The organism is Exiguobacterium sp. KKT215 (genome assembly GCF_055635335.1).
The window spans coordinates 1,414,382-1,437,930 of record NZ_CM145756.1; the positions used below are offsets into that span (position 1 = coordinate 1,414,382).

At 54.2% G+C, this 23,549-nt stretch carries 24 protein-coding genes; 18 read left to right on the top strand and 6 right to left on the bottom strand.

The window, feature by feature from the left end; all coding sequences use genetic code 11:
• The first annotated feature begins 9 nt into the window (after window positions 1-9).
• From ACZ2GZ_RS07370 to ACZ2GZ_RS07380, 3 genes are all read left to right on the top strand, one after another.
• Window positions 10-1,266: a hypothetical protein gene (locus tag ACZ2GZ_RS07370; RefSeq protein WP_125318007.1), complete on the top strand. Its 1,257-nt coding sequence runs from the start codon at window positions 10-12 to the stop codon at window positions 1,264-1,266.
• 34 nt (window positions 1,267-1,300) lie between these two features.
• The gene (locus tag ACZ2GZ_RS07375; protein WP_029595433.1) at window positions 1,301-1,705 is read left to right on the top strand and encodes a hypothetical protein; all 405 of its coding nucleotides are present in this window, start codon (window positions 1,301-1,303) and stop codon (window positions 1,703-1,705) included.
• Window positions 1,706-1,908: 203 nt separating this feature from the next.
• Window positions 1,909-2,814 (top strand): methyl-accepting chemotaxis protein, encoded by a 906-nt coding sequence (locus ACZ2GZ_RS07380; RefSeq protein ID WP_021067474.1) that lies wholly within the window; start codon window positions 1,909-1,911, stop codon window positions 2,812-2,814.
• Between the two features lie 37 nt (window positions 2,815-2,851).
• Here ACZ2GZ_RS07380 and ACZ2GZ_RS07385 read toward each other — a convergent pair whose 3' ends face one another.
• Window positions 2,852-3,508 (bottom strand): M48 family metallopeptidase, encoded by a 657-nt coding sequence (locus ACZ2GZ_RS07385; RefSeq protein WP_029595434.1) that lies wholly within the window; start codon window positions 3,506-3,508, stop codon window positions 2,852-2,854.
• A 116-nt stretch (window positions 3,509-3,624) separates the two neighbouring features.
• On the opposite strand from ACZ2GZ_RS07385, the gene ACZ2GZ_RS07390 reads away from it, so the two are divergent.
• The 3 genes from ACZ2GZ_RS07390 to ACZ2GZ_RS07400 all read left to right on the top strand — a co-directional run bounded on the left by ACZ2GZ_RS07390 (window position 3,625) and on the right by ACZ2GZ_RS07400 (window position 7,218).
• Window positions 3,625-4,797 (top strand): MalY/PatB family protein, encoded by a 1,173-nt coding sequence (locus tag ACZ2GZ_RS07390; RefSeq protein WP_029595435.1) that lies wholly within the window; start codon window positions 3,625-3,627, stop codon window positions 4,795-4,797.
• A gap of 70 nt (window positions 4,798-4,867) precedes the next feature.
• Window positions 4,868-6,079: a hypothetical protein gene (locus ACZ2GZ_RS07395; protein ID WP_029595436.1), complete on the top strand. Its 1,212-nt coding sequence runs from the start codon at window positions 4,868-4,870 to the stop codon at window positions 6,077-6,079.
• On the top strand, window positions 6,076-7,218 hold the full coding sequence (locus tag ACZ2GZ_RS07400) for a hypothetical protein (RefSeq protein WP_029595437.1): 1,143 nt from the start codon (window positions 6,076-6,078) through the stop codon (window positions 7,216-7,218). The genes ACZ2GZ_RS07395 and ACZ2GZ_RS07400 overlap by 4 nt, the downstream gene beginning before the upstream one ends.
• A gap of 63 nt (window positions 7,219-7,281) precedes the next feature.
• Here ACZ2GZ_RS07400 and ACZ2GZ_RS07405 read toward each other — a convergent pair whose 3' ends face one another.
• Window positions 7,282-8,292 (bottom strand): tyrosine-type recombinase/integrase, encoded by a 1,011-nt coding sequence (locus ACZ2GZ_RS07405; RefSeq protein WP_029595438.1) that lies wholly within the window; start codon window positions 8,290-8,292, stop codon window positions 7,282-7,284.
• Window positions 8,293-8,307: 15 nt separating this feature from the next.
• Window positions 8,308-9,363 carry a GGDEF domain-containing protein gene (locus tag ACZ2GZ_RS07410; RefSeq protein ID WP_029595439.1) on the bottom strand — a complete coding sequence of 352 codons (1,056 nt, stop codon included), beginning with the start codon at window positions 9,361-9,363 and terminating at the stop codon, window positions 8,308-8,310.
• Between the two features lie 353 nt (window positions 9,364-9,716).
• Between ACZ2GZ_RS07410 and ACZ2GZ_RS07415 the strand changes: the two genes are divergently transcribed.
• From ACZ2GZ_RS07415 to parC, 3 genes are all read left to right on the top strand, one after another.
• A complete protein-coding gene (locus tag ACZ2GZ_RS07415; RefSeq protein WP_021067467.1) occupies window positions 9,717-10,121 on the top strand; it encodes a CoA-binding protein in 405 nt (134 codons plus the stop codon).
• 129 nt (window positions 10,122-10,250) lie between these two features.
• Window positions 10,251-12,218 (top strand): DNA topoisomerase IV subunit B, encoded by a 1,968-nt coding sequence (gene parE / locus ACZ2GZ_RS07420; protein ID WP_029595440.1) that lies wholly within the window; start codon window positions 10,251-10,253, stop codon window positions 12,216-12,218.
• A 2-nt stretch (window positions 12,219-12,220) separates the two neighbouring features.
• Window positions 12,221-14,626, top strand: a complete 2,406-nt coding sequence (gene parC / locus ACZ2GZ_RS07425; protein WP_029595441.1) for a DNA topoisomerase IV subunit A — start codon at window positions 12,221-12,223, stop codon at window positions 14,624-14,626.
• Window positions 14,627-14,691: 65 nt separating this feature from the next.
• Here the strand turns inward: parC and ACZ2GZ_RS07430 are convergent, their stop codons facing one another.
• Window positions 14,692-15,198, bottom strand: a complete 507-nt coding sequence (locus tag ACZ2GZ_RS07430; protein ID WP_029595442.1) for a DinB family protein — start codon at window positions 15,196-15,198, stop codon at window positions 14,692-14,694.
• Window positions 15,199-15,339: 141 nt separating this feature from the next.
• On the opposite strand from ACZ2GZ_RS07430, the gene ACZ2GZ_RS07435 reads away from it, so the two are divergent.
• From ACZ2GZ_RS07435 to ACZ2GZ_RS07445, 3 genes are read left to right on the top strand one after another with little or no spacing between them, the layout of a single operon-like run.
• Window positions 15,340-15,951: an NUDIX hydrolase gene (locus ACZ2GZ_RS07435; RefSeq protein WP_029595443.1), complete on the top strand. Its 612-nt coding sequence runs from the start codon at window positions 15,340-15,342 to the stop codon at window positions 15,949-15,951.
• A 13-nt stretch (window positions 15,952-15,964) separates the two neighbouring features.
• On the top strand, window positions 15,965-16,681 hold the full coding sequence (locus ACZ2GZ_RS07440; RefSeq protein WP_029595444.1) for an MBL fold metallo-hydrolase: 717 nt from the start codon (window positions 15,965-15,967) through the stop codon (window positions 16,679-16,681).
• 17 nt (window positions 16,682-16,698) lie between these two features.
• A complete protein-coding gene (locus ACZ2GZ_RS07445) occupies window positions 16,699-17,148 on the top strand; it encodes a GNAT family N-acetyltransferase (protein WP_029595445.1) in 450 nt (149 codons plus the stop codon).
• A 156-nt stretch (window positions 17,149-17,304) separates the two neighbouring features.
• On the opposite strand, the gene ACZ2GZ_RS07450 is transcribed toward ACZ2GZ_RS07445, so the two are convergent.
• Together ACZ2GZ_RS07450 and ACZ2GZ_RS07455 are read right to left on the bottom strand one after the other, a co-directional pair.
• Window positions 17,305-17,847 (bottom strand): GNAT family N-acetyltransferase, encoded by a 543-nt coding sequence (locus ACZ2GZ_RS07450; protein ID WP_029595446.1) that lies wholly within the window; start codon window positions 17,845-17,847, stop codon window positions 17,305-17,307.
• Window positions 17,848-17,928: 81 nt separating this feature from the next.
• Window positions 17,929-18,324, bottom strand: a complete 396-nt coding sequence (locus ACZ2GZ_RS07455) for a hypothetical protein (protein WP_029595447.1) — start codon at window positions 18,322-18,324, stop codon at window positions 17,929-17,931.
• Between the two features lie 333 nt (window positions 18,325-18,657).
• Between ACZ2GZ_RS07455 and ACZ2GZ_RS07460 the strand changes: the two genes are divergently transcribed.
• The 6 genes from ACZ2GZ_RS07460 (at window position 18,658) to ACZ2GZ_RS07485 (ending at window position 23,515) form a co-directional block, all read left to right on the top strand.
• Window positions 18,658-19,506: a transporter substrate-binding domain-containing protein gene (locus ACZ2GZ_RS07460; protein WP_029595448.1), complete on the top strand. Its 849-nt coding sequence runs from the start codon at window positions 18,658-18,660 to the stop codon at window positions 19,504-19,506.
• 6 nt (window positions 19,507-19,512) lie between these two features.
• Window positions 19,513-20,208 carry an amino acid ABC transporter permease gene (locus ACZ2GZ_RS07465; RefSeq protein WP_021067457.1) on the top strand — a complete coding sequence of 232 codons (696 nt, stop codon included), beginning with the start codon at window positions 19,513-19,515 and terminating at the stop codon, window positions 20,206-20,208.
• A 110-nt stretch (window positions 20,209-20,318) separates the two neighbouring features.
• Entirely contained in the window at window positions 20,319-20,492 is a 174-nt protein-coding gene (locus tag ACZ2GZ_RS07470; protein ID WP_158001043.1) for a hypothetical protein, read from the top strand.
• A gap of 110 nt (window positions 20,493-20,602) precedes the next feature.
• Complete coding sequence (locus ACZ2GZ_RS07475; protein WP_029595449.1) at window positions 20,603-21,511, top strand: AAA family ATPase; 909 nt, start codon at window positions 20,603-20,605, stop codon at window positions 21,509-21,511.
• 1 nt (window position 21,512) lies between these two features.
• A complete protein-coding gene (locus tag ACZ2GZ_RS07480) occupies window positions 21,513-22,541 on the top strand; it encodes a DUF58 domain-containing protein (protein WP_131472675.1) in 1,029 nt (342 codons plus the stop codon).
• Window positions 22,538-23,515 carry a hypothetical protein gene (locus tag ACZ2GZ_RS07485; protein WP_131472677.1) on the top strand — a complete coding sequence of 326 codons (978 nt, stop codon included), beginning with the start codon at window positions 22,538-22,540 and terminating at the stop codon, window positions 23,513-23,515. Before ACZ2GZ_RS07480 ends, ACZ2GZ_RS07485 begins: the two co-directional genes overlap by 4 nt.
• Window positions 23,516-23,549: the final 34 nt, after the last annotated feature.

Consider the following 23,549-nt stretch of genomic DNA (forward strand, 5'->3'; position numbering starts at 1 on the left):
GGCTTGAACATGAAGAAACGAGCGTTGATGTCATTGTCACTGTTATGGTTGACGGCAGGCTGCTCGGAAGACGTGGACGTCGTCCGCTATGGCCATATCGAGGAGCACTGGCAAGCCGAACGGGTTACGTTGAACAGTCAAGAGCCTGTAGTGGATGCCGAAACAATTTTGAACCAATGTGAAGACAAGGAACGACTGACCGAACTATATGGAGAGACGTTTTCAATCCTCGGGATGGCGTATGCGACCCGGGCCCCGCTTATGAATGATGACTATTATGGATATAGTTTTAATGAAGTGACCTATGTCGAGGGGGATACAATCTATGCGCTCTGTAAATCAGACCGGATGGACGGGATGGAAGGGTACGGGGCCGTCGAGCTTGCAGAAAGACCTGCCTACTTGAAAGACGAGGTCGGCACGGAGATTTCGTTCCTTCCGACCGTCCATATCGCGACCGCAAATGAACGGGCTGCGTTACATAAGCCGGACGCCTTCTATGACAATGGACAAGACATGGAACCGTATCCGGTCACACTTATGAGGATTTCGCCTGGATTTAGCGGCACGGTTGAGATTGGGATTGAAGAAGGGGGCTACTTTAACCCATTCTTCCACTTTTTGCCGAACCTTAGACCGTCCGATGTGTTTATCGCATTAGGACGAGATAAGGCCACGAACATGCCTCATCTGCTCCAGTCTTATGGTGGAGACAAGGCTCGCTATTCCTCCTCCATTTTACAAGATGCCGATTTGCTCAACGGGGCTGACAGTTTAACCTTCCGTCGAATCCATAACGGTGGCACGATGGAACCGATGACACCTTATCCGCTATATGACCTCACGATTGACGTGGACGGACAAAACGTAACAAAAACCGTGTCGATGCGCTATCGAACGAGCCCTCTCCTTACAGATCCTGCAGATCTAGACGAGATAGCGGTCGCTTACCTCCATCAGTATCCGTATCACCGGGAAGTCCCGCTCCCTTACCCTGATGCGGTGAACGTGAGCGGAAAAGCGTATGACCGATTGGTCGAAGCCCTCGAGACCGCGCGCCCGTCGACGAAGAGTGGTGATACGAAAGACTATAAGTATTTGACGCTGTTGCACGGGAATCTCGGTCAACAGTTCGATGTCAGTTACCAGCAACGGTCGAAGAAAGTCGATGTCTTCGTGAAAGACGTGAAGTCCGGGGAAGTGTTCAAACTGTCGAGCGCTGGGGCGGAGACGTTCCAAGAGTTATTCCCACAGGCTTTCGAATGAACGGATTGGTTGTAAATCGAGGAGGAATGTTCTGTTGAAACGCATGTTAGTTGGATATGTCATCTGCGCGGGACTGTTGCTTGGAGGTTGTGCGAGTAGCGAGGAAGACGTGGATCCGTCTCGTATCGAGTACCAAACGATACATGCTGATGGGGAATACGGGCCGACACGCACCATTACCGACGCTGAGACGAATGCCGAGCTTGATCGAACGACGGAGGAAGTCGAGTGGGAAGACCAGCCCGTCCCGATCGAGCGGGAACCGGATGTGAAAGCGACGTTCGTGTTCACGCCGAACGATGCGCCAGAACGTTCACTCGACTTCGGAATTTGGTACGAAGAACAGATAATCGGCGGCATCGATCCAAAGGACAGCCGGGGTGAACTCACGGCCGACCAAGTCACGCTGTTCAAATCAATATTCGATGACCAGGAATGATAGGGGACCCGTGCATGGCACGGGTCCTTTGTTCATGGACTTAGCAGTGAACCAACTGGAAAACACTTCAAATTCAAGATATTGACTCGATTTCAAAAACCGACGCTATTCAGGACTTTTCGCACAGGGTACACTAGAATTCCGCTACATTCCAGGAATAAAGCACTAAAGGAAATCGAGAAAAGAAGGTAGGAATAATCGGAATGGAACTGACAAAGATTGCTAGCCTCTCATCCCCTGAGGTGCTCCGTGCCCTCGAGGCCAACGTGGCGATGATCCGATTCGACCGTCAACGACGCGTCGTCGATGTGAACGACCTCTTCGCCAAGGCAATGAAATATAAACGTGACGAAATGATCGGGATGCACCATCACTTGTTCTGCACGCCAAGTTTCGTCAGCAGTCCGGACTATCAAGCGTTTTGGAACAAGCTGTTCGACGGCTTCAGTTCGGCCGACAAAATCGAGCGCATCGACGCCCGCGGTGATTCAATTTGGCTCGAAGCGACCTATATGCCAATCTATGAACAGGATGAAGTCGTCGGCGTCGTCAAAATCGCCTCCGACATCACGAGTCGCCAACAGACGATCGAAGAATACGCGCGCTCGTTCCGTGACATGGCCGCTAATCTTGACGACCGGGCCCGGCGTGGCATGGAAGAGAGTCAACAGTTGAAACGGACGATCGAACGCCTTGATGCGGACTCGAATCAAAACTTGAAAACGCTCACGAACTTGCAAGAGCAGGCCGCCGAGATCACGAAAATCGCTAGCACAATCAAGGAAATTGCCGCCCAGACGAACTTGTTGTCGCTCAACGCCGCCATCGAGGCCGCACGGGCAGGTGAGCACGGTCTCGGCTTCAACGTCGTCGCGACCGAGGTCCGGAACCTGTCACGTCTCGTCGAACGCGCCGTCATCGAAGTGCGCGCGAACACGGACGGGATGAACAAAGAGCTCGTCTCAATCGTCGACGGCGTATCCCGCTCCAGTACAGACATTCAAGAGAGTGTCCGCATCATGGAACAGACGCTTGAGCGGTTCGAGCATATCGAACAGTCGGCCGAATCGCTGAACGGCACAGCCGAGCGGTTCACTTCCGCCATTTAAAAAACCAATCGGACATGCCTCCTGACAAGGGACACGTTCAATTGGTTTTTTTGATTTGCAGCGTATGGCCATGCTGTTTCAACCAGGCCATCGCGCCGGCGACGTTTGGATACACTGACGCAAGCTTCGACCAGAACGCTTTCGAGTGGTCGAAATGAACGAGATGGACCCATTCGTGGGCGATGACATAATCCATGACGTCCTGCGGGGCGAGCATGAGCCGGACGTTGATTGAGATCGTCCCGGTCGAGCTGCATGACCCCCAGCGCGTCTTTTGGTGGCCGATGCGGATTCGTTCCGCCTTCACACCGAGTTGACGTTCATAGTGGGGGGACCATTCCATCACATAAGCGAGGGCCCGTTCTCGAAGCCAGACCTCGTACGCTTTCCGAAGCGATGACTCGTCCCACGCCGCGGGACAGTAAAAGTTTTCGCCGTCGAAGCGGAACCTTGTCTCGGTATTGCTTTTGACGAGCGGAAACGTTTCTCCGTGCAAAAGCAGTCTGTCGGCTGGTAAGACGTCACGCTTGGGCAGTGCCGCGAGGCGATCTTCGATCCAGCCGGCATGTTCCGTCAATATTGTCTCGACGACTCGGTTCGGGAGCCTAGCTGGAATCCGCAGCTCGATGCCGTCCGGCGTCACGAAGAAAGCCGCCCGTTTCCGGCGTTTATGGCGGATGACGGTCACGGTCATCGGGTTCACCTCCTTGAAGTATCTCGGTCGATTATAGCCGACGCGTCTCGAATCCGCCATCGTTTTGCGGACTCGAACGCTCGTTTTTTGTTACAGTAGGAGTAGGAGGGATGAACATGAAATCAATCTTACATCAATCGCTTGACCGGACGGGAACAGATTCGGTGAAATGGGACGGCCTCGACCGCTGGTTCCACGTCAAGGACGACGTCTTGCCGCTGTGGGTCGCAGACATCGATATCCGCACGGCACCGTCCATCTCGGAGGCGCTGACGGCACGGGCCGCGACAGGAGAGTTCGGGTACACATTGTTCTCGAGAGAGGCGCAAGCAGCCGTGAGTTCTTGGTATGACCGTCGTCACGGGCTCAAGGTCGATGCCGATCACGTCTTGTTCTCCAGTGGCGTCGTACCGGGATTGACGCATATCGTCGAGGCGTTGACGGAGGAAGGGGATGGGGTCGTCATCCAGTCGCCCGTCTATCCGCCATTTCATGAACTGGTCACCGGGTTGAAACGGGAGTTGCTCGACGCTCCGCTCCGTCAAGTCGATGGTCGCTACGAGATGGACTTTGACGCGCTCGAGACACAGATGCAGAAGGCGAAGTTGTTCTTGCTCTGCTCGCCGCACAACCCGGTCGGACGGGTATGGACCGAGTCCGATCTGAAGCAAGTCGTCGAGCTGGCACGTCGCCATGACGTCATCCTCGTCGCCGATGAAATTCATGCCGACTTGACCTATCCGTCACAACGGCATACCGCCATCAATCGCCTCGATGACTCGGTCATCACGGTGAGTGCACCGTCGAAGGCGTTCAATATCGCGGGGCTGTTCGCGTCGTATATCATCTGTCCGGACGATGCGATGCGAAAACGGATTATCCAAGTCCAAAACAAACACCATGTATTACCGACACCGTTCGCGAACACGGCCATCATCGCCGCCTATTCCGACTCACGGGCCGAGCGTTGGCTCGACCAATTGACGGCCGAACTCGAGGAGCAGGCGACGTACCTCGTCGAGCGGTTCCAGGAAGAGCTGCCCCAATTGAAGACGTTCATGCCTGAGGCGAGTTATCTCCTCTGGATTGACTTCAAGGCGCTCAATCTCGAAACGGAACCGCGGAAGAAGTGGCTGCACGAGGAAGTCCGTCTGTTCTTGTCGCCAGGTCACCCGTTCGGGGAGTCGGGCGAAACGTTCGAACGCCTCAATTTCGGGACGTCCCGAGCCATTCTCGACGAGGCGCTTAAGCGTCTCACCGAACATGCCGGTGGAAAGGCGTTTGTTTGATTCAAGAAACGGGAAAAATTTCACAATGAGCCAGACAAGACCGATGGCAACGGAAAGCGAGTGAATGCGAATGGAGACGATCAATTGGAAAAAGAAAATGGAGGAGCAACTGAGGCGTAGCGGATTCACGTTACAGGTCGAGAACATGGCCAACCTCGGTTTGACGGAGATTCATGCATCTTCGTCCCCATTGATCTCGTATCCGCTCCGGATTCGCCTGTACGTCCGCATGGGGTGGCTCATGTGCACGGTCGATGCGACATCGGTCGACCGGAACGAGGACCATCCATTGTTCGAGCGAATGATTGCCGCCGTGTTCGAGCGCATCGTCCGACACTTGTATCACGCCTACGACTTCCATGTCTTGACGTATATCGGCAATACCGGCAACTATATCGCACCGAAAGAGTCCGAGACGGGAGAAATCGTTAACCTGCTCGCACAACTGTGGACCGACCGCTCCTATCTGCACCTGGAGACGTATGAAGAGTATCCGGCCCTATACGTGACGCCGCCTTGGGCGCACCAAGCCTACGCGTTTGAGAGCACGGATGACGAATGGATTATCTATGCGGGCCGAAGCGGCCGTCCGGCGACGGATTATCGCGCCGACGGGACGGAACTCAAACCGCATCGCCTGGCCGAAGGGGACTTGTTCTTCCCGGTGCATCGCATTAAAAAAGACCGCGGCACGCTCGCGCTCGCCGAATGGTTACGGCTCGAGCGTCGTGAAGTCGAGGATTTCATGCTCGCCTTCATGAACACGATTCAGAAATTCGATCCCGCCTTCGGCTTTTCCTGGGGTGGGACCGATACGTTCTTTCATGGGGTGCCGGTCGAACCCTATGCGCAAGTGCTTCGGCTCGAGAGCGGGAAACGACGTTACCGGGTCATGAACAACTCGGCTAAGCGACTGTTTGCCGTCGCGGACGACCCGCTCGAATGTTTGAAGGAAGTGGAGCAGACGCTCCGGACGGTCCGTTTGCCTGAGCGACGGGTCTCCTCGCTCGGACAGCTCGTGATGGGCATTTGGCAACAGTTCGAGCCTGATGAATCGACCTATATCCAAGAAGTCGCCTATCGTGGCATTTCCCAGTTCCAAATTGAAGAAAAGATTGGCCACGCCTTGGCGAACCGCCAACGCGTCCGTTGGGTCGAGAAGACCGATCCTCACCAATCCATCATTGAGTTCGCCCATTTGCGGATTTCATTCCCGAAACGACCACCCGGCATCGTCACCGTCGAGCCGGTTGAATCTTCTTATGAGAGAGGTGCCCTATGAGAATCGTTGACGCACGTGCCATGCCAATCAGCCATGAGGATTTGATTGCCGTCACCGAGACGTCCATCTACTATCGAGAGAAGACCGGCGAGACGAGTTTCTCGATCTATCGCTATGATGAAGCGGACGGGACCGTCACGCCGATCAGTCATCGCGCCTATGAAGACTATGGGATCTCGAAGCTGTTCGTCAGTGACGCTCGTGTCTATTTCTTGAATGAGATACCAGACCGGACGGGTGTCGTCCGCACGGAGTTGATTGCGTTCGACTATCGCTCTGGACGAGAAGATGTGCTCGCGACATTCGAGAAACGTGGTAACAGCACGCTCTATTGGGTTCTCGCGGACCGTTACTTCCTCTTCTTGACGAGTTTCGGAGATACTGATGAGGCATGGTTGTATGATGCGGAGACGTCGTTCCAAGAGCGAATCCGTGACGAGCGACTTGTCGGACATGCCGGTAAGTTCCGTGAGCTCTATCTGTTCTCGACCGAGCTCGATGGCATTCCATATATCGTCTGCAACGCCCGCTTGGACGAGTTTGCCTATTACGAGGCACTCGAAGACGGTCGGGTCTCCCCGGACGATGCGATCGACCATTCGGAGGCGATTCTGATTTGTTCGCTCGACGAGGCGGTCGAGGCGATCAGGTCCCGTCAAAACGAGATTCCGTTCGAGGACTTGATTCGTCTGCACGGGGAAGGGGACACAGTCCAATACTTGGGTGAACGGGACAAGCGACTTCGGTTCTCGACTTTCGTCGACGAGGCGAACGAGGAGACGATTTATGAGTTGACCGCACCGGACGTGCTCCGCGAGGTGGCGGTGGTCGACTGGGGCGCCTACGAGCCGATTGACTTCACGTATGACGATGTCAGTTCGACGATTTTCATTAAAGTGGAAGAGTCAACGGACCACACCGAATTGATTGACGCGACGACCGGGGCCCGTTTCCTCGACACGGCTCCATTCGAGCGCGTGCTCGCCTCGAACTATTTCATCCATGAGTCGGCGGCAGATGGAACAGGTGGAGGCGTGACCGTGTTCAATCTCGAGACAAATGAGCGGCAAACGTTTGAAGATGCCTATTACACGGTGCTCGATGAGACGATTGTCATCCTATCGACGAAGCAGTTATAACGAAAACACCTGAACCAATCCATGTGATTGATTCAGGTGTTTTATATTGGTTTACATAATAAGTTATCGTAAACCTATCATAGCTTGTTTTTTCTTCTCGTCGCCGATATGGGCATAGACTTGCGTCGTCGCCACCGATTCGTGACCGAGCAACTGTTGAATCGTCAACACATCGATGCCGCTCATGGCGAGCCGTGAGGCGAATGTATGACGTAGTTTGTGTGGTGTCACCTGTTTATGCGTCAAGAACGGCAAATACGGTTTCAAGCGGTCGATGTGGCCTTTTAACGTGTGTTGCACCGTCCGCACCGAGATGCGCTTGCCTCGCTCCGATTGGAATAGCGGGCCTGACCCGTCACGTCGATAGGCGTCGAGGAGCGGCTCGAGCGGGGAGGCGATCGGGATGACCCGTTCCTTATTGCCTTTCCCGATGACGCGAATCGTCCCGCTCTCGCGGTCGATATCGTTCCAATCGAGGCCGACGAGTTCCGAGACGCGCATCCCGGTCAACCCAAGCAGTTGAATCATCAAAAAATCGCGGTCCCGGTTGCGCTCGTACCAACTCGCCTCGCGGTCGGACATACCGACGTTGCTGCGGACGAGCGTCGAGAAATCGAGCCACTCCTGCTCCGTCAAATAGACCGGGTTGCGCTTGGCACGCTTCGGCCGTTCGACTGCCTGGAACGGGTTATGGGCCGTCACGCCCGTCTCAATCAAATGGTTGAACAGCGACTGCATCGACGACAATTTTCGGTTGATGACGCTCGGCGCGTTATCGAGCTCGAGGGCGAGATACGTCGCGTACGCCTCAGCCCCCGCGTGATCGAACTCGACGAACGAGTCGATCTCGACCGACGACGGGTCGACCTCGGATGCGCTGGCGGCCTCGACCCAGCGGAAAAAGTCTAAAAAATCATAGAGATAGCGCTGGGCGGTCTGTTCCGAATAATGTTTGGCTGCCAGGTGATTCAAAAAACGCTGGATAAAGCTCGGCATGCGCTCGTAGCCGCTCAAATTGAAACGTTTCGTCGCGATCTTGGTCGGTGCTTGTCCGAGCTGGCGGAATATACTCAAAAGATCTCTCCTTGCTTACTGATGGATTGACGTGACGATTCGGTCTTTGCCTTCTTGTTTACCGGCCCGGAGCCGGTCGTCCGCCTCTTTGACGAGCGTGTCGACGGCCTCGAATCCGGTTCGCGTCGTGACACCGAACGTCATCGTGACGCTGAGACGACGGCCGTCATAAATCGTCTCGAGTGATTTGATGCGTTGCCGCAAGCGGTCAATCGTCTCCGTGGCCTCTGCAGTGGACTGGTCCGCCAAGAAGATGAGGAACTCCTCGCCACCCCAACGGACGGCTATCCCGTCGGTTCGGGCAAGCGCGGAGGCGACTTGCTTGAGTACGAGGTCGCCGCAGTCATGACCGTGTTGCTCATTGAATGCCTTGAAATGGTCGATGTCCCCTAGAGCGACGGCGTATGGCCGTCCATTGATGACGGCTTCGCGAATCTCATCTTCGACCAATCGGTAACCGGTCGTCCGATTATACAACCCGGTCAGCCCGTCCCGTGAGGCGAGCGTGTGCAACCGTTCGTTCGTCCGCTCGAGCTCGGACGTCACTTCGACGACGGACCCTTCGAAGACGAAAGACAGACCGGCAATCAAGGCGATCGTCGACAAGAGACAAAAGAGGCCCAATATTTGCTCGAAGGACGGCGTGAGCGGTTGCGTCCCTGTTGTCACATTCATATATAGGAAACCGTAGATGGTCATGGCGAGTATCGTCGAGGCGACCCGGATGGACCGACGTACGTTCGGCATGAAGAACACGCCATAGGCGACCGTGATGATGAAGTAGTGGACGTTCGCACCCCAACCGAGCACGACCGTCGAGATGATCGCGTTATAGACGACCTCGATGAACAGACCGACGAAGAACGCTCGATAATATCGTTTATGTACAAAATAAAAGGATAGCGTGTAATACAGAATGCTGAGTAGATTCGACCAGGCGAGTACCGTGACGCCGAGTTGCCAAAACGTGATCAAGAACACGACGTGGATGAGCCAAGCGAGCGCGTTCCCGTAAAAAGTGATGCGGTAATTATATAGTGTACCGCGACGTTCCTCATAGGCAGTTCCCACGCGAACACCTCCTGAACCTTAGTATACCGAACTGCCATCGATTTGCCCATGGGCGTTCGAGAAACGAGTCAATTTTACTATCTGAAACGCTTTAAATCGGTCCTTATGATTGCGTGAAATAGATATTTCACGCAACGTTTGTTCGCACGGGATTTTCCTCCGAGACACACATCAACCTGAGAACCAGAGAAATATCGTCATATAATCCGGTTTACATAATAAGTTATGGTGAACCAATTGATTTGTTTTAAAAATTTGAAAGAGTTACAGTTGTATGATAAAAGAAAATAAAGCTTGAAACGGTGATTCAGGTAAAGGTACACTGAGAACGTAAACAAAAGGGGGATTTCAGGATGGACGATCAACGTTTGAAACAATGGCTCACCGAGGCGAAGACGATTGCTGTCGTCGGCGTGTCAGCGAACCCGAACAAGACCGCGAACCAAATCGCAGACTATTTGATCTTGCAAGGTTACACAGTCATCCCTGTCAATCCAACGCTCGAGACGTGGAACGGACGCAAGGTCTATCCGACGGTCGAGAGCATCCCGGGGCGCGTCGATATCGTCGACGTCTTCCGACGCAATGAGTATTTGGCCGGCGTGGCCGAAGATGCCGTCCGACATGGGGATGTCGGTCTCGTCTTCAACCAGCTCGGGCTCACCAGCCCGGACGCCGAGCGGATCGCTCGCGATGCCGGACTCGACTACATCGAAAATCGATGCATCTATGTCGAGCACGCCCGCCTTCTCGGTTAAGACCTACCTCCTTGGTAGGTCTCCTTTTTTTCACGAGCCCCGCTCGCGGAGGGAGGCTTGCCAGAATCCAAAAACAGCTATACAATAGGATAGAAAAACGAACGTGTGTTCGAAATTGAGGTGACGAAGATGTCAACAGACTTATTTAATTACAATGAAGACGCCATCCAGGTGCTCGAAGGACTGACTGCTGTCCGGAAACGTCCGGGGATGTATATCGGTTCGACCGACCATCGCGGCTTGCACCATCTCGTCTATGAGATCGTCGATAACGCGATCGATGAGGCGCTCGCCGGATTCGGTGGCCAAATCGATGTGACCATCCATAAAGATGACGCAATCACGGTACGCGATCACGGGCGTGGTATGCCGACGGGGATGCACGCCTCCGGGAAACCGACGCCAGAGGTCATCTTCACGGTCCTTCACGCCGGCGGTAAGTTCGGCCAAGGCGGCTACAAGACGTCAGGTGGACTCCACGGGGTCGGCGCCTCGGTCGTGAACGCACTCTCGAGCAAGGTCCTCGTGACGATTTATCGCGACGGCAAAGTGTTCGAGCAGACGTTTGCCGACGGCGGGATCCCGCAGACGACGCTCCTCGAGACCGGAAAGACGCGTCAGACAGGGACGAGCGTCTACTTCAAACCGGACGCCTCGATCTTCTCGACGACGACATATAACTACGACACGCTCGCTGAACGGCTCCGTGAATCAGCATTCTTGTTAAAAGGATTGACGATCACGTTGACGGACGAGCGCTCGGATAAAGAAGAGACGTTCCATTACGAGGAAGGGATTGCCCAGTTCGTCCAATATTTGAACGACGATAAGGCGACGCTTCATCCAATCGTCTATTTCGAAGGGACGGAGAACGATATCGAGCTCGAGCTCGCCTTCCAGTTCACGGACGCCTATTCCGAGAACGTCCTCTCGTTCGTCAACAACGTCCGGACTCGTGACGGCGGCACGCACGAGGTCGGCGCCAAGACGGCGATGACCCGCATCGTGAACGAGTACGCCCGAAAGAACGGATTGTTGAAAGAAAAAGACAAGAACCTTGACGGCGGTGACGTCCGCGAAGGCTTGACGCTCATCGTCTCGGTACGGATCCCGGAAGAGTTCCTCCAGTTCGAGGGGCAGACGAAATCGAAACTCGGTTCGCCCGAGGCCCGTACGAGCGCTGATGGTGTCATGGCCAAACAACTGACGATCTTCCTCGAGGAGAACCCGCAGATGGCGACGATGCTCATCAAGAAGGCGATCCGCGCCGCCCAGGCCCGCGAAGCCGCCCGGAAAGCCCGGGAAGAGGCGCGCAACGGCAAGAAGAAGAAACGTTCGAGCATCTTGAACGGGAAACTGACGCCGGCGACGTCGAAGAACGCCGCCAAGAACGAACTGTTCCTCGTCGAGGGTGATTCGGCCGGCGGTTCGGCCAAACAGGGCCGTGATCGTACGTTCCAGGCCATCCTGCCGTTGCGCGGGAAGGTCATCAACTCGGAGAAGTCGAAACTCCAGGACATCATGAAGAATGAGGAGATCAATACGATCATCCACGCGATTGGAGCCGGGGTCGGCCATGACTTCGACCTTGAGGACTGTAATTTCGACAAAATCATCATCATGACCGATGCCGATACGGACGGGGCTCACATCCAAGTGCTCCTATTGACGTTCTTCTTCCGTTATATGCGCCCACTCGTCGAGGCCGGCAAAGTGTTCGTCGCCTTGCCACCGCTCTATCGGATTTCGAAAGGGAAAGGCAAGTCGGAACAGTTCGAGTACGCCTGGGACGAAGAGGCACTCGAGAAGCTCGTCAAAGTGTATAAGAAGGGTTATATCCTCCAGCGCTACAAAGGTCTCGGGGAGATGAACGCCGACCAGCTATGGGAGACAACGATGAACCCCGACACACGGACGCTCATCCGCGTCACGGTCGACGACGCTGCCGTCGCCGACAAGCGTGTCTCGGTGCTCATGGGAGACAATGTCGCCCATCGCCGTGAATGGATCGAGGAGAACGTCGCCTTCGGCCTCCAGGAAGATGATTCAATCATCGCCAATGAACACGTGACTAAAGCGATTGAGGAAGTGATGTAACGATGTCGACGATTCAACACATTTTAAACTTGTCGCTCGAACAGGTCGTCGGTGACCGCTTCGGGCGTTACTCAAAATATATCATCCAGGATCGGGCCCTCCCGGACGCGCGCGACGGCCTCAAACCCGTTCAGCGCCGCATCCTGTATGCGATGCACCATGAAGGCAACACGAACGAGAAACCGTACCGCAAATCGGCCAAGACGGTCGGGAACGTCATCGGTAACTATCACCCGCACGGTGACAGTTCCGTCTATGAGGCGATGGTACGCCTATCGCAGGACTGGAAGTTGCGTTACCCGCTCATCGACATGCACGGGAACAACGGCTCGATGGACGGCGACTCGGCCGCCGCGATGCGGTATACCGAGGCCCGTCTGTCGAAGATTGCCGGCGTCATGCTGACGTCGATCTCGAAGAACACGGTCGACTACACGCCGAACTTCGACGATTCGACCGAAGAGCCGCTCGTTTTGCCGTCACTCCTCCCGAACTTGCTCATGAACGGGACGACGGGAATCTCTGCCGGTTACGCGACCGAGATTCCGCCGCACAACTTGACCGAGGTGCTCAACCTCGCCATCGCCCGTCTGAAAGGTGAGGTCGAGACGACGAATGACGCGTTCCGTTATATGCAAGGACCTGACTTCCCGTCTGGCGGGATCGTTATGGGCAAAGACGGCATCTTGAAGGCGTTCGAGACCGGCAAAGGCAAGGTCATTATCCGTGCCAAATCGGTCATCGAGCCACTTAAGGGAGGTCGTGAACAGATTACCATCACCGAGCTCCCGTATGAGGTGAACAAGGCGAACCTCGTCAAGAAGATGGAAGAGCTTCGCCTCGACCGCAAAGTCGAAGGCGTCGCCGAAGTCCGTGACGAGACTGACCGGACCGGTGTCCGCGTCGTCATCGAGTTGAAGAAGGAAGCCGATGCGGAAGGTGTGCTCCATTTCTTCTTGAAGCATACCGATCTGCAGCTCGCCTATAACTACAACATGGTCGCCATCGTCAACCGGACACCGAAACAGATGGGTCTCTTGTCGATTATCGACGCATACTTGAAGCACGTCGAAGAGGTCGTCACTCGACGCACGACGTTCGAGCTCGACCAGGCGAAGAAACGCGCCGAGATCGTCGATGCGCTCGAACAGGCCATCTCGGTCCTTGACGAGACGCTCGAACTCATCCGTTCGGCCAAAGACAAGTCCGAGGCGAAGCAGAAGCTCATGGAGCGGTTCTCGTTCTCAGACCGTCAAGCCGAAGCGGTTGTCATGCTCCAATTGTATCGTTTGACGAACACGGATATCGTCGAACTGCAAAAAGAGGCGAAGGCGCTCCAAAAAGAGATCACTCGCCTCGCCAACATCTTGAACGTCGACGCGACGAAACGGAAGCTCATCTCGAAAGAGTTGACCGCACTCCGTGACGAGTTCGGCGACGCACGCCGCTCGGTCATCGAGTCCGAGGTCGAAGAGTTGAAACTGAAGACAGAGGTCATGATCGCCGTCGAAGAGACGATGGTGTTCGTCAGCCGCGACGGGTACGTCAAACGTTCATCGATGCGCTCATATGGCGCCTCGAGCGACGAGATGCCGGAGATGAAGCAGAAAGACCGTCCCGTCCTCGTCACCCAGGCGATGACGACGGACCACTTGCTCGTCTGGACGAACAAGGGCAGTTACTTGCTCATCCCGGTCCATCAGATTCCAGAGTCGAAATGGAAAGACGCCGGTCAGCATGTCGCCAACCTCGTGCCGATCGAAGGCGAACAAGTCGTTTCGGCCGATGTCGTCTCGACGTTCGACACCGACGCGCACTGTCTGTTTGTGACGCGTGAAGGCATGGTCAAACGGACACCGCTCCGTGACTATGACGCCCAACGCAAGTCGAAGGCGCTCATGGCGCTCAAACTGAAAGGCGACGACGAGGTCGTCTTCGCCGGCATCAGTGACGGGCCTGGCCAACTGTTCCTCGTCTCTGAGCGCGGTTACGGCCTCTGGTTCAAAGAAGATGACGTGCCGGTTGTCGGTCAGCGCGCTGCCGGCGTCAAAGCGATGAACTTGAAGGATGGGGATATGGTCGCAGATGCTTTCGCCTTCTTCACACCGCCACTGTTCGTCCTTGTGACGCAACGTGGAGCGGTCAAGAAGATGAAGCTCGAGGATCAGTTCGACTGCACGAACCGCAACTTGCGCGGGACGATGCTCATCCGCGAAGTCAAATCGAAACCGCACCAGATTCGTCGCGTGCTCCCGGTGCATGACGATGAGACGCTCCACATCATCGGGAAAGAGAAAGCGAAGACGGTCAAGACGAAGCAGTTGACGCTCTTGGACCGCTACGCCAACGGCTCGTTCGTGTTTGATGAAGAGACATTCGGAGAGATTGAGGACGTGTATCTCGATTGAGATCGAACTAAAGAAAACCCTGTACCAGAGACCATTGTCTTTGATACAGGGGTTTTCTTATGGATTCAAAGCTCGGCCTCTATCAGATAGCGCTCCAAATCGGCCTGTTGGCGCAAGTGATGCCGGGTATGCATCTCGATGAGGTCGTACCACTCCTGTGCGTTCAGCCAGCCAAAACCACCATGCCGGGCTTTGACGTAACGGTTCGCCGAGCGGACGAGCGGTTCAAGTCGCTTCAAACGCGCAGACAACTCGTCGAGTCGTCGCTCGAGCGTCTCACGCTTGTCCGAGTTGTTCGGAGGTTGGTTCATCTCATCAGGTAAACGGATTTTAATCGGAGGGAACCCACCGGCCTGAAACAATCGTTCACCGAATTCGGTCTTCCCGAGCGGTTGCTCTTCGTGTGAGGCGAGACAACGTTCAATCTCATCCGCATATTCCTCGGCCACCACAATGATATGGTCGTACATCTGTCCGATTGACCAGACGTCTGTAGCTTCCTGATAGCGCAACTGCCGTTCGGTATAGCCGTCCAAGTCTTCTTTGAACTGGGATAACACTGCCATCGACATATCGTTCCTCCTTTGCCACCGTTCTCATTTCAGTATATCACGGGGAGGATAGGTACTTTCTTATGGGAGCGGGTATTCCTAAAAGGAACAAGTCCATCGTTTGGCGAATGGGGTAAGAGGAAAAATCATGGGGGGATCACTATGTCTCAATGGCTCGACTGGGCCAAACGGCTCCAGGCGCTGGCACAGGCCGGCTTGACGTTTACGAAAGACGAGTTCGATCGCGAACGTTACGTCGAGCTCCAACGAATCGCGACCGAGATGTTCGAACGACAGTCAGACCTCGCCTTGGAGGAGGTCACGAAACTGACGCACGTCGATGGATACCCGACACCGAAACTCGACGTACGCGGTGTCGTCTTCCGGGACGATGCGCTCTTGCTCGTCAAAGAGCGGTCGGACGGGCTTTGGACGTTACCAGGTGGTTTTTGTGAGGTCGGGTTGTCCCCGGCCCAAAATATCATTAAGGAGATTGAGGAAGAGGCCGGGTTTGATGTCGTACCGGTACGGCTACTCGCGTTGTTCGACATGCATCATCACGACCATCCACCGCTGTCGCAGCATTACTATAAACTGTTCATCGAATGCGAGCTGATTGGTGGAGAGGCGCAGGTGAGCCATGAGACGAGCGAGGTCGCGTTCTTCACGCGGGACAACTTACCACCTTTATCGACCGCGCGGAACACGCAGGAACAGCTTTATATGTGTTTTGAAGCTAGATGGCAAGAAGATTGGATCACGTTGTTTGATTAAGGGAGGGGATATCATGAAAGTCACACGGATTGACCACGTCCATCAACTGACATTCTATGCGCCTGTATTACCGATTAACGTCCAGTTGATTGAGCGGGAGCTCGGACTCGTCTTGATTGACACCGCCCTCGCGCGCAATGCGGAAGCGATTTTAGCGTATATCGAGGCACAGGAGCGTCCGCTGCTCGCCATCTTGCTGACGCACGCCCATGGCGATCACGTCGGTGGTGTCGACGCCATCTTGAAGGCGCATCCGCACGCCGAGCTTTACGTCTCGAGGCGCGATGCTCGTCTCCTCGAAGGGGACAAGACGACCGACCCGGATGAGCGGTCACTCAAACTAAAAGGATCGCTCCCAACAATCCACTCCTTGCCGGATAAATTGCTCGACCCAGGTGAGCGCTTGTTCGGTCTGAGGGTCTATCCGGCAGCGGGTCATACGCCGGGCTCCATCGCCTATTTCGATGAAAAGGAGCGGAACTTGTTTGCTGGTGACGCGTTCCAGACCCGTGGGGGAGTCGCCGTGGCAGGGGATGTACGCCCGTTGTTCCCGCTGCCGGGCGTCGCGACCTGGGACAAACGGGCAGCGGTCGAGCATGCGGAGAAGTTGATCGACCTGGCACCGCGCCACACGTTCGTTGGACACGGACAGCCCGTCGCTGGGACACACCGGCTCTATTTGGCGCTGAAACGGGCCAAACGCAAGCAAGCACGTCTATTTTCACGATAAACCGGAGGTGCTGATAGATGGAGTTACGCGAGATTCAGACGACAGATTATCAACTGGCCGAGCAGATGCTCGAGATTCAACGGAACGCTTATGCGGTCGAGGCCGAGCTGTTCGGATTCGATGAGATTCCAGCGCGTTATGAGACGGTCGAAGTGATTCAAAATCTGCCTGGGACGAGCTATGGCTTATATAACGACGAGCGGTTGATCGGATTCATCACGGTCGAAGCGGCCGAGAACACGGTCGAGGTCACGAAATTATGTATCGATCCGACGTATTTCAGGGCGAGGCTCGCGACGACGTTGCTCGAACATGTGCTCAGCTTGCATGAAGACAAGCTTGTCTATGTGCATACGGGAAAACATAACGGTCCGGCCAAGAAGCTGTACACGAAGCTCGGATTCAAACCGAGCGCCGAGTTCGAACCGGAACCAGGTGTCACTTTGATTCGTTTTACACGATCTTGAATCCCTTTCCTCAAATTTCAAATCCCGTCTCACTACTTTAAGTATACTAAAGTATTGAGACGGAGTTTTATTTTTACTGATAATATATGTTATGTTAACTAATAGAAAAATAAAGAAAATTGATGTCAGATATGACATCTCTCCTCTCGAAAAAAATCAGAAAATCTTGTACCAATACAACGTCATATCGATGTTCGGATTGCCGGTCTGTTTGAGCGTATCGACACCGCCGAGCGCGAACCCTTCTTTCGCATAAAAGCGACACGCGATCACGTTATCGTTCTGCGCTTCGAGTGACAATCCAAGCAACGATTGCTTTTTTGCCCACGCCTCCGCAACTTCTATCAGCAAATGCCCAAGCCCGCTGTTGCGATAGCTTCCACGGACCGCGATGTTCTCGATATACGCAAAACGGTTCCAGTCTTTCACCACACGGATTTGTCCAATACATGTTGTCTCGTCGAATGCCAAGAATATTTGTTTGTCCTCACTGTTGATGTATTCAGACCAATCCAGCAAATCGTCTGGAAAGCTTGTCACACGGGCTTTCTCATATAACTGTTCCTCATACGTCCAAACCCCGTCAGAAAAGCTCGGAATGATTTTCCCGATGACTGGAAACGGATTATTGGCTTCGTTCACGACGCTGATGGAATACTCATCTAACGCTTTGATCGAGATGTTCGGGGCTTCTTCCATTGCATTATTCTCCCTTCTATATGTAATGACCGCTCCATCCTATAACTACATGATCTCACCAGACTAGCCATAAAGTGGCGGTCATGAAATCAAAGTCGGTGGTTCTGTCGACAACACTTCAATTACATCATGTGATGTCAGGAACACGTAATGCTGAATATTATAAACCGTTTCGTAAATGTTTGTTGATTCTTCAGCTAGCCATTTTAAATAGCTGGAATCGGTCACTTGAAAGAGTGTCCAGTCGCCAAAAAAATCAGGGTCATGATGTTTGTATAAATGTTCTAGCGTTCTAATAAGCGTTCCTTCGTCTGTATGTCGATACGACAGCACTAGTCCGTCAAACAAGAATGTATACGTGTTCTCATGCGTATCCATAAACACGAGTCTTAATCCGTCTTTATCATCAATTAGAGCCTGCAGATATAGTTTGGCCGGTATTTCTGGATTGACGGTGCATCTTTCCCATTTTTCCATTTGCCCCCCGCTCTCCTCATTTTAATATGTTACGAATAAGCCTTTACTATCTATCATACATGAATTATTAAAGTTCACATGGGTCCGAGTCGGCTGATCATCACGATGATATTTTCGCTTAAACCGTATTGTTCAAACCGACATCCATTGATCTGTTTCATCATAATTACTAAACTGTGTCATTCGATTGAATCCTTCATTCATCAACATGTTAGCGCTTTATGGATTTATGTTTCAAAAATAACTTTAATGCTGTTCATCCGCTCTTAGGAGTTGCCTGTAAGCGTATGTCATGCTATTTTTAGACAGATGATAACTTAAGGAGGAACTTGAATGAAACGTATGACAAAAGGTTTGGCAGCATCGCTATTACTGGCTGTCCCGCTCGCGGCGTGTGGTGATTCTAGCACCGATCAGGCCGAAACTTCGCGCTGGGACGAAATCAAAGAAGACGGTACACTCACGGTCGGTACAGCGGGGACACTCTACCCGGCCTCATTCCGTGAAGAAGATAGCGATACATTGACTGGGTTTGACGTCGAGCTCATGAAAGAGGTCGGGAAACGTCTTGACCTTGAGGTTCAATTCAAAGAGATGGCGTTCGACAACATGTTGACGAGCGTCCAAAACGGACAAGTCGACGTCGCAGCGAACGATATCTCGGTCACAGAGGACCGGAAAGAGAAGTTCGCCTTCTCAACACCGTACAAGTACACGTACGGGACGGCCATCGTTCGCAAGAGCGATTTGTCTGGCATCGAGTCAATCGAGGACTTGAAAGGCAAAAAGGCCGCTGGTGAAGCGACAACCGTCTTCATGGACGTGGCACGTCAATACGGGGCGGAGGAAGTCATCTATGACAACGCGACGAACGACCAGTACCTTCGTGACGTCTCGACAGGACGGACCGACGTCATCTTGAACGACTACTATCTTCAGACACTCGCCCTCGCTTTCTTCCCGGACTTCGATATCACGATCCACCCGGATATCGCCTATAACCCACAGGAAGTCGCGTTCTTGATGGACAAAGAGAATGCAGAGCTCCAAGAGAACATCGACCGCGTCCTTGGCGAGATGCTTGAAGACGGAACGGTGAAAGAGTTGTCAGAAACGTTCTATAACGGAGCCGATGTCTCGGTCGAACCGGACGTCGACGCGACGATCGTCGAATTGGACTAAGCCATCATGTTCGAAGGTGTGAAATGGGAAGCAATCTTTGACGTCGACCTGGCTGTGCGCTCGTTCCCTTATCTGCTAGGCGGCTTGCCGAACACGCTTTGGATCTCATTCGTCAGCATGTTCTTCGGCTTGTTGCTCGGTCTCGTGCTCGCCCTTGGGAAACTGTCACCGTCGCGGTTGTTACGGTTCCCGTCGACGTTCTATATCTCGTTCATGCGGGGTGTACCGATTTTGATTATCCTGTTCATCTTATATTCAGGGTTTCCATTCATCGGCATCGAGTTCGCAGCGCTGACGGCGGCAATCATCGGGTTCAGTCTGAACTCGGCGGCCTATATCGCGGAGATTGTCCGGGCTGCGATCCGTGCCGTCGATCCAGGACAAGTCGAGGCGGCCCGCTCGCTCGGGATGAACAAGTGGTTGACGCTGAAAGGGGTCATCTTACCTCAGGCGACGCGGATTGCCCTCCCCCCGCTTTCGAACGTGTTCCTCGATTTGATTAAAGCGAGTTCGCTCGCCGCCATGATCACGGTTCCGGAGATTTTCAATAAGGCGAAAATCGTCGGGGGTCGGGAATTCGATTATATGACCGTCTATTTGGTTGTCGCCTTGATCTATTGGGGCATCTGTACGTTCATGTCGTTCTTCCAGGACTGGCTGGAGCGGCATTTCGAACGCTATTTGGATACACCGAAACGATGACTGACTTGCCTCATACAGGCAGGTCAGTTTTTTTGTCGGGCGGTTATTGCGAAAGTGACATGGTATAGTCAACCTATTCCATATTGCGATTCAAAGGAGAGACGTCGCCTATGTTCTCAAAATTATTATTCGGATCATCCGTTCTTATCACACTTACGTATATTTTGTTCGACGGGACAACATGGGTCAGCGTCCTGCAACCTTTCACAAGCATGATTGTCTTGTATTACTTGATCATCGAGTTCCCGAGCCGTAAGAAAGCGAAAAAGTCTTCTTCGGATTGACCATGATCGACCTACATATTTAGCAACACCGTTCTTTAGCGTTCCATCTCGGTCCGCGAGTGTGCTATGATTTTTATAAATATTCAGAAAATAGACGGGGGACTTACATTATGGTGCAACAATGGACGACACATTTAAACGATCAAGTGATCGGGCAGTCGAAGGCGATTAAGCTGTCGACGATCGCTCTCCTCTCCGGGGGCCACGTGCTGCTCGAGGACCGGCCTGGTACCGGCAAGACGACGCTTGCACGAAGCCTGGCCACATCGGTCTCGGCCGCGTTCCAACGCGTGCAATGTACACCGGACACGCTACCGAGTGACATTTTAGGGATGGAGCTGTTCAATCCGACGACGGGAACGTTCGAACGCCGGACTGGACCGATTTTCACGTCAATCTTGCTCGTCGATGAGATTAACCGGACGACACCTCGGACACAGTCGGCACTGCTGGAGGCGATGCAGGAGCGACAAGTGACGCTCGGTGAGGTGTCGCTTCGTCTACCGGACCCGTTCTTCGTCATCGCGACGCAAAATCCGTTCGATGGGCAAGGGACGTTCCCGTTGCCGCAGGCTCAACTCGACCGCTTCTTGTTCAAACTGTCGCTCGCTCCGTTGTCTCGGGAGTCGGAACGCCGGTTGCTACGGAACGAGCATTTGAGTGCGGCCCCGTTCACGTTGCAACAGACCGAACTTGCCGAGATGCAGCAAGCCGTCCGTGATGTCTTGTTTCACGAGGCGATGGAGGACTATCTCCTCGATTTCGTCGAGGCGCTCCGTCATCACCGGGATATCGAGGTCGGACCGAGCCCACGGGCGACGCTCGCCTACACGATGGCGGCTCGGGCGCATGCCTATATGGACGGACGGGATTACGTATCACCGGAAGACATCCGCGCGCTCGCCTTGCCGATTCTCGGACACCGCATCGTCTTGACGGTCGAGGCGTCGCTCAAGACGAAGCCGTCTAAATTGATCAAGTCCGTTTTGGAGACCATCCCGGTCCCGTCAGAGGTGTGATATGCAACTCGTCAGCCCTCGCTACCTCGAGTCCGGGTATATGTGGCTCTTGTTCGTCGTCGGGGTGTTCACCGCCCTATACGGCAACGTCTTCCTCGCGAGTGTAATTATCGGTTTCAGCTTGTATGCGCTCATCATGCCGGAGTTGTTGTTCCGGCTCGCTGAATACGTACATGTCGAAGTGACCGACGAGCTGAAGCTGTTCCCGAACGATGAAGAGACGTATACAATCAAATTGGTTTCAACGGCGCCTGTCCCGCTCGGTGTCGTCCGTCTGTCAGGATATCTCCATCCTACCGTCGAGTCGGAGGAACACGCCTTCTGGCGCCAAGAGAACTATGTCGGACGCGAGGCGGTCGTCGCCTATACGCTCCCGCTCAAGGCGATTCGACGCGGACCAATCCGCATGGAGGCGATCGGTATGGAGATTCGTGACCCGCTCCGTATGTTCTCGCTCTATAAGGAAGACCCGCTCGACCGCATCGGCTATGTCTTCCCTGAATTCCTGCCTTATCCGATTCCGAAGCGCCCTCCGACGTTACCTGGGGAGGAGATGGTCCGTCATAGCGCCTACCGTGACCCGGAGACGTTCCAGTCAGTGGCGCCGTATCACGGCCAGCCGATGCGGCAACTGTATTGGTCGGCCTATGCGAAGACCGGCGAGCTACTTGCCCGGACCGAGCAACCCGTCCAAGCGAACGAATATGTCGTCGTGCTCGACTTGCTGACGAAAGACGGACGCGCCCTCACCCATCAGATGGAGCGGTTGATTTCGCAGGCGGCGGCGCTATGCCGCGACTTCGAGAAAGAGAACGCGAGCTATGGGCTGATTGTGCCGACATTGACGAAGGAAGGGATCACCTATGACCTCGCCCCGGGGAGCGGTGAGACGCATTTCCGCAAGGTCATGACGACGCTCGCTTGTCTATCGGAGCGTGACTTCCCGCTCGCCCGGTCGCTGTTCGAACGGAAAGTCGCCAAATATGGCGGCAGCCAATCGATTCTACGGCTCGGAGGTGACGGCCGATGAAACTACTTTGGTGGGTATTTGCCGCTTTCTATGTCGGTCACGCGTTTCCACTCGTATTTCTCTTGACGCTCCGCTTGCCGCGCAACTGGCAACTCGGTGTCCAGACGGCACTCAGCATCGCCGCCCTTTGGTTTTCTTATGAGATGAGCGTGACGTTGCTCTTGTTCACGTACGTCCATGCCTTTATCCGGACGCTCGACTGGACGGACCGTTACGCGATCGCCAGCGTGCTCTTCCTGATCGTCGATTGGTTGTCTCCGCCGGCGTCGCAGCCGCTCGCGATGATCGTCTTCCCGTTCTTGTTCTTGTTTTGGCAGCGGAGCCTATATTACCGCCGTGACTATAAACGGATGCTGTCGACGCTCGTCGTCGCCCTCGCCGTCGGTCTCGGACTGGCTGTGATCATCCGGACAATCAAAGAGTTATTGTTCGGTAACCTCGTCGCCTGGATTCGCCCCATCTTCGTGTGGATCGGGGGTTGGTTCGATGGGTTCAACTTGGATCCGACCGACCGCGTCAACCGGATTCTCGTGCCGGACAATCCGAACATTGATGCCGAGACGATTTCGAATGAGACGTTGCTCGAATCGGCGACGAATCAATCGCTGTTCTTGATTTTGGCTTTTCTCGTCCTTCTGGTCGGGTTGGTCGCCTTGTTCATCTATTTGCAACGCCGTAAAGAGATTCAAGAGGCTGTGACGGTACCGAAACAGCGCCATCAAGCAGCGGATGCCGGGCGTCGCGTCACACGGGCCCCACGGCACGTCCGCTTGCTCGATGCCGGGCGCCGGCTCGAACAGGCCCATCCTCGCCATCGTGAGGAGACGGTCATGGAATGGTTCGACCGCATCGGATTCAGCGAAGGGAACCGCTTCGCCGTCTGGCTCGAGGCCGCCGAGTACGGGGAGAAAGAAGCCCCGGTACCCATCGTCGAGGCGTTCGAACGACATGTCACCCAGACGCTCAAAAAATAAGAGACCAGTCAGTTCGCCGGGCACTGCCGGACGG

Bases quoted from the DNA above. Each gene is read 5' to 3' on its own strand.
- ACZ2GZ_RS07370 (WP_125318007.1), top strand. From the start codon at position 10: ATGAAGAAACGAGCGTTGATGTCATTGTCACTGTTATGGTTGACGGCA.
- ACZ2GZ_RS07380 (WP_021067474.1), top strand. From the start codon at position 1,909: ATGGAACTGACAAAGATTGCTAGCCTCTCATCCCCTGAGGTGCTCCGT.
- ACZ2GZ_RS07385 (WP_029595434.1), bottom strand. From the start codon at position 3,508: ATGACCGTGACCGTCATCCGCCATAAACGCCGGAAACGGGCGGCTTTC.
- ACZ2GZ_RS07390 (WP_029595435.1), top strand. From the start codon at position 3,625: ATGAAATCAATCTTACATCAATCGCTTGACCGGACGGGAACAGATTCG.
- ACZ2GZ_RS07395 (WP_029595436.1), top strand. From the start codon at position 4,868: ATGGAGACGATCAATTGGAAAAAGAAAATGGAGGAGCAACTGAGGCGT.
- ACZ2GZ_RS07400 (WP_029595437.1), top strand. From the start codon at position 6,076: ATGAGAATCGTTGACGCACGTGCCATGCCAATCAGCCATGAGGATTTG.
- ACZ2GZ_RS07415 (WP_021067467.1), top strand. From the start codon at position 9,717: ATGGACGATCAACGTTTGAAACAATGGCTCACCGAGGCGAAGACGATT.
- parE (WP_029595440.1), top strand. From the start codon at position 10,251: ATGTCAACAGACTTATTTAATTACAATGAAGACGCCATCCAGGTGCTC.
- parC (WP_029595441.1), top strand. From the start codon at position 12,221: ATGTCGACGATTCAACACATTTTAAACTTGTCGCTCGAACAGGTCGTC.
- ACZ2GZ_RS07430 (WP_029595442.1), bottom strand. From the start codon at position 15,198: ATGTCGATGGCAGTGTTATCCCAGTTCAAAGAAGACTTGGACGGCTAT.
- ACZ2GZ_RS07435 (WP_029595443.1), top strand. From the start codon at position 15,340: ATGTCTCAATGGCTCGACTGGGCCAAACGGCTCCAGGCGCTGGCACAG.
- ACZ2GZ_RS07440 (WP_029595444.1), top strand. From the start codon at position 15,965: ATGAAAGTCACACGGATTGACCACGTCCATCAACTGACATTCTATGCG.
- ACZ2GZ_RS07445 (WP_029595445.1), top strand. From the start codon at position 16,699: ATGGAGTTACGCGAGATTCAGACGACAGATTATCAACTGGCCGAGCAG.
- ACZ2GZ_RS07450 (WP_029595446.1), bottom strand. From the start codon at position 17,847: ATGGAAGAAGCCCCGAACATCTCGATCAAAGCGTTAGATGAGTATTCC.
- ACZ2GZ_RS07455 (WP_029595447.1), bottom strand. From the start codon at position 18,324: ATGGAAAAATGGGAAAGATGCACCGTCAATCCAGAAATACCGGCCAAA.
- ACZ2GZ_RS07460 (WP_029595448.1), top strand. From the start codon at position 18,658: ATGAAACGTATGACAAAAGGTTTGGCAGCATCGCTATTACTGGCTGTC.
- ACZ2GZ_RS07465 (WP_021067457.1), top strand. From the start codon at position 19,513: ATGTTCGAAGGTGTGAAATGGGAAGCAATCTTTGACGTCGACCTGGCT.
- ACZ2GZ_RS07470 (WP_158001043.1), top strand. From the start codon at position 20,319: ATGTTCTCAAAATTATTATTCGGATCATCCGTTCTTATCACACTTACG.
- ACZ2GZ_RS07475 (WP_029595449.1), top strand. From the start codon at position 20,603: ATGGTGCAACAATGGACGACACATTTAAACGATCAAGTGATCGGGCAG.
- ACZ2GZ_RS07480 (WP_131472675.1), top strand. From the start codon at position 21,513: ATGCAACTCGTCAGCCCTCGCTACCTCGAGTCCGGGTATATGTGGCTC.
- ACZ2GZ_RS07485 (WP_131472677.1), top strand. From the start codon at position 22,538: ATGAAACTACTTTGGTGGGTATTTGCCGCTTTCTATGTCGGTCACGCG.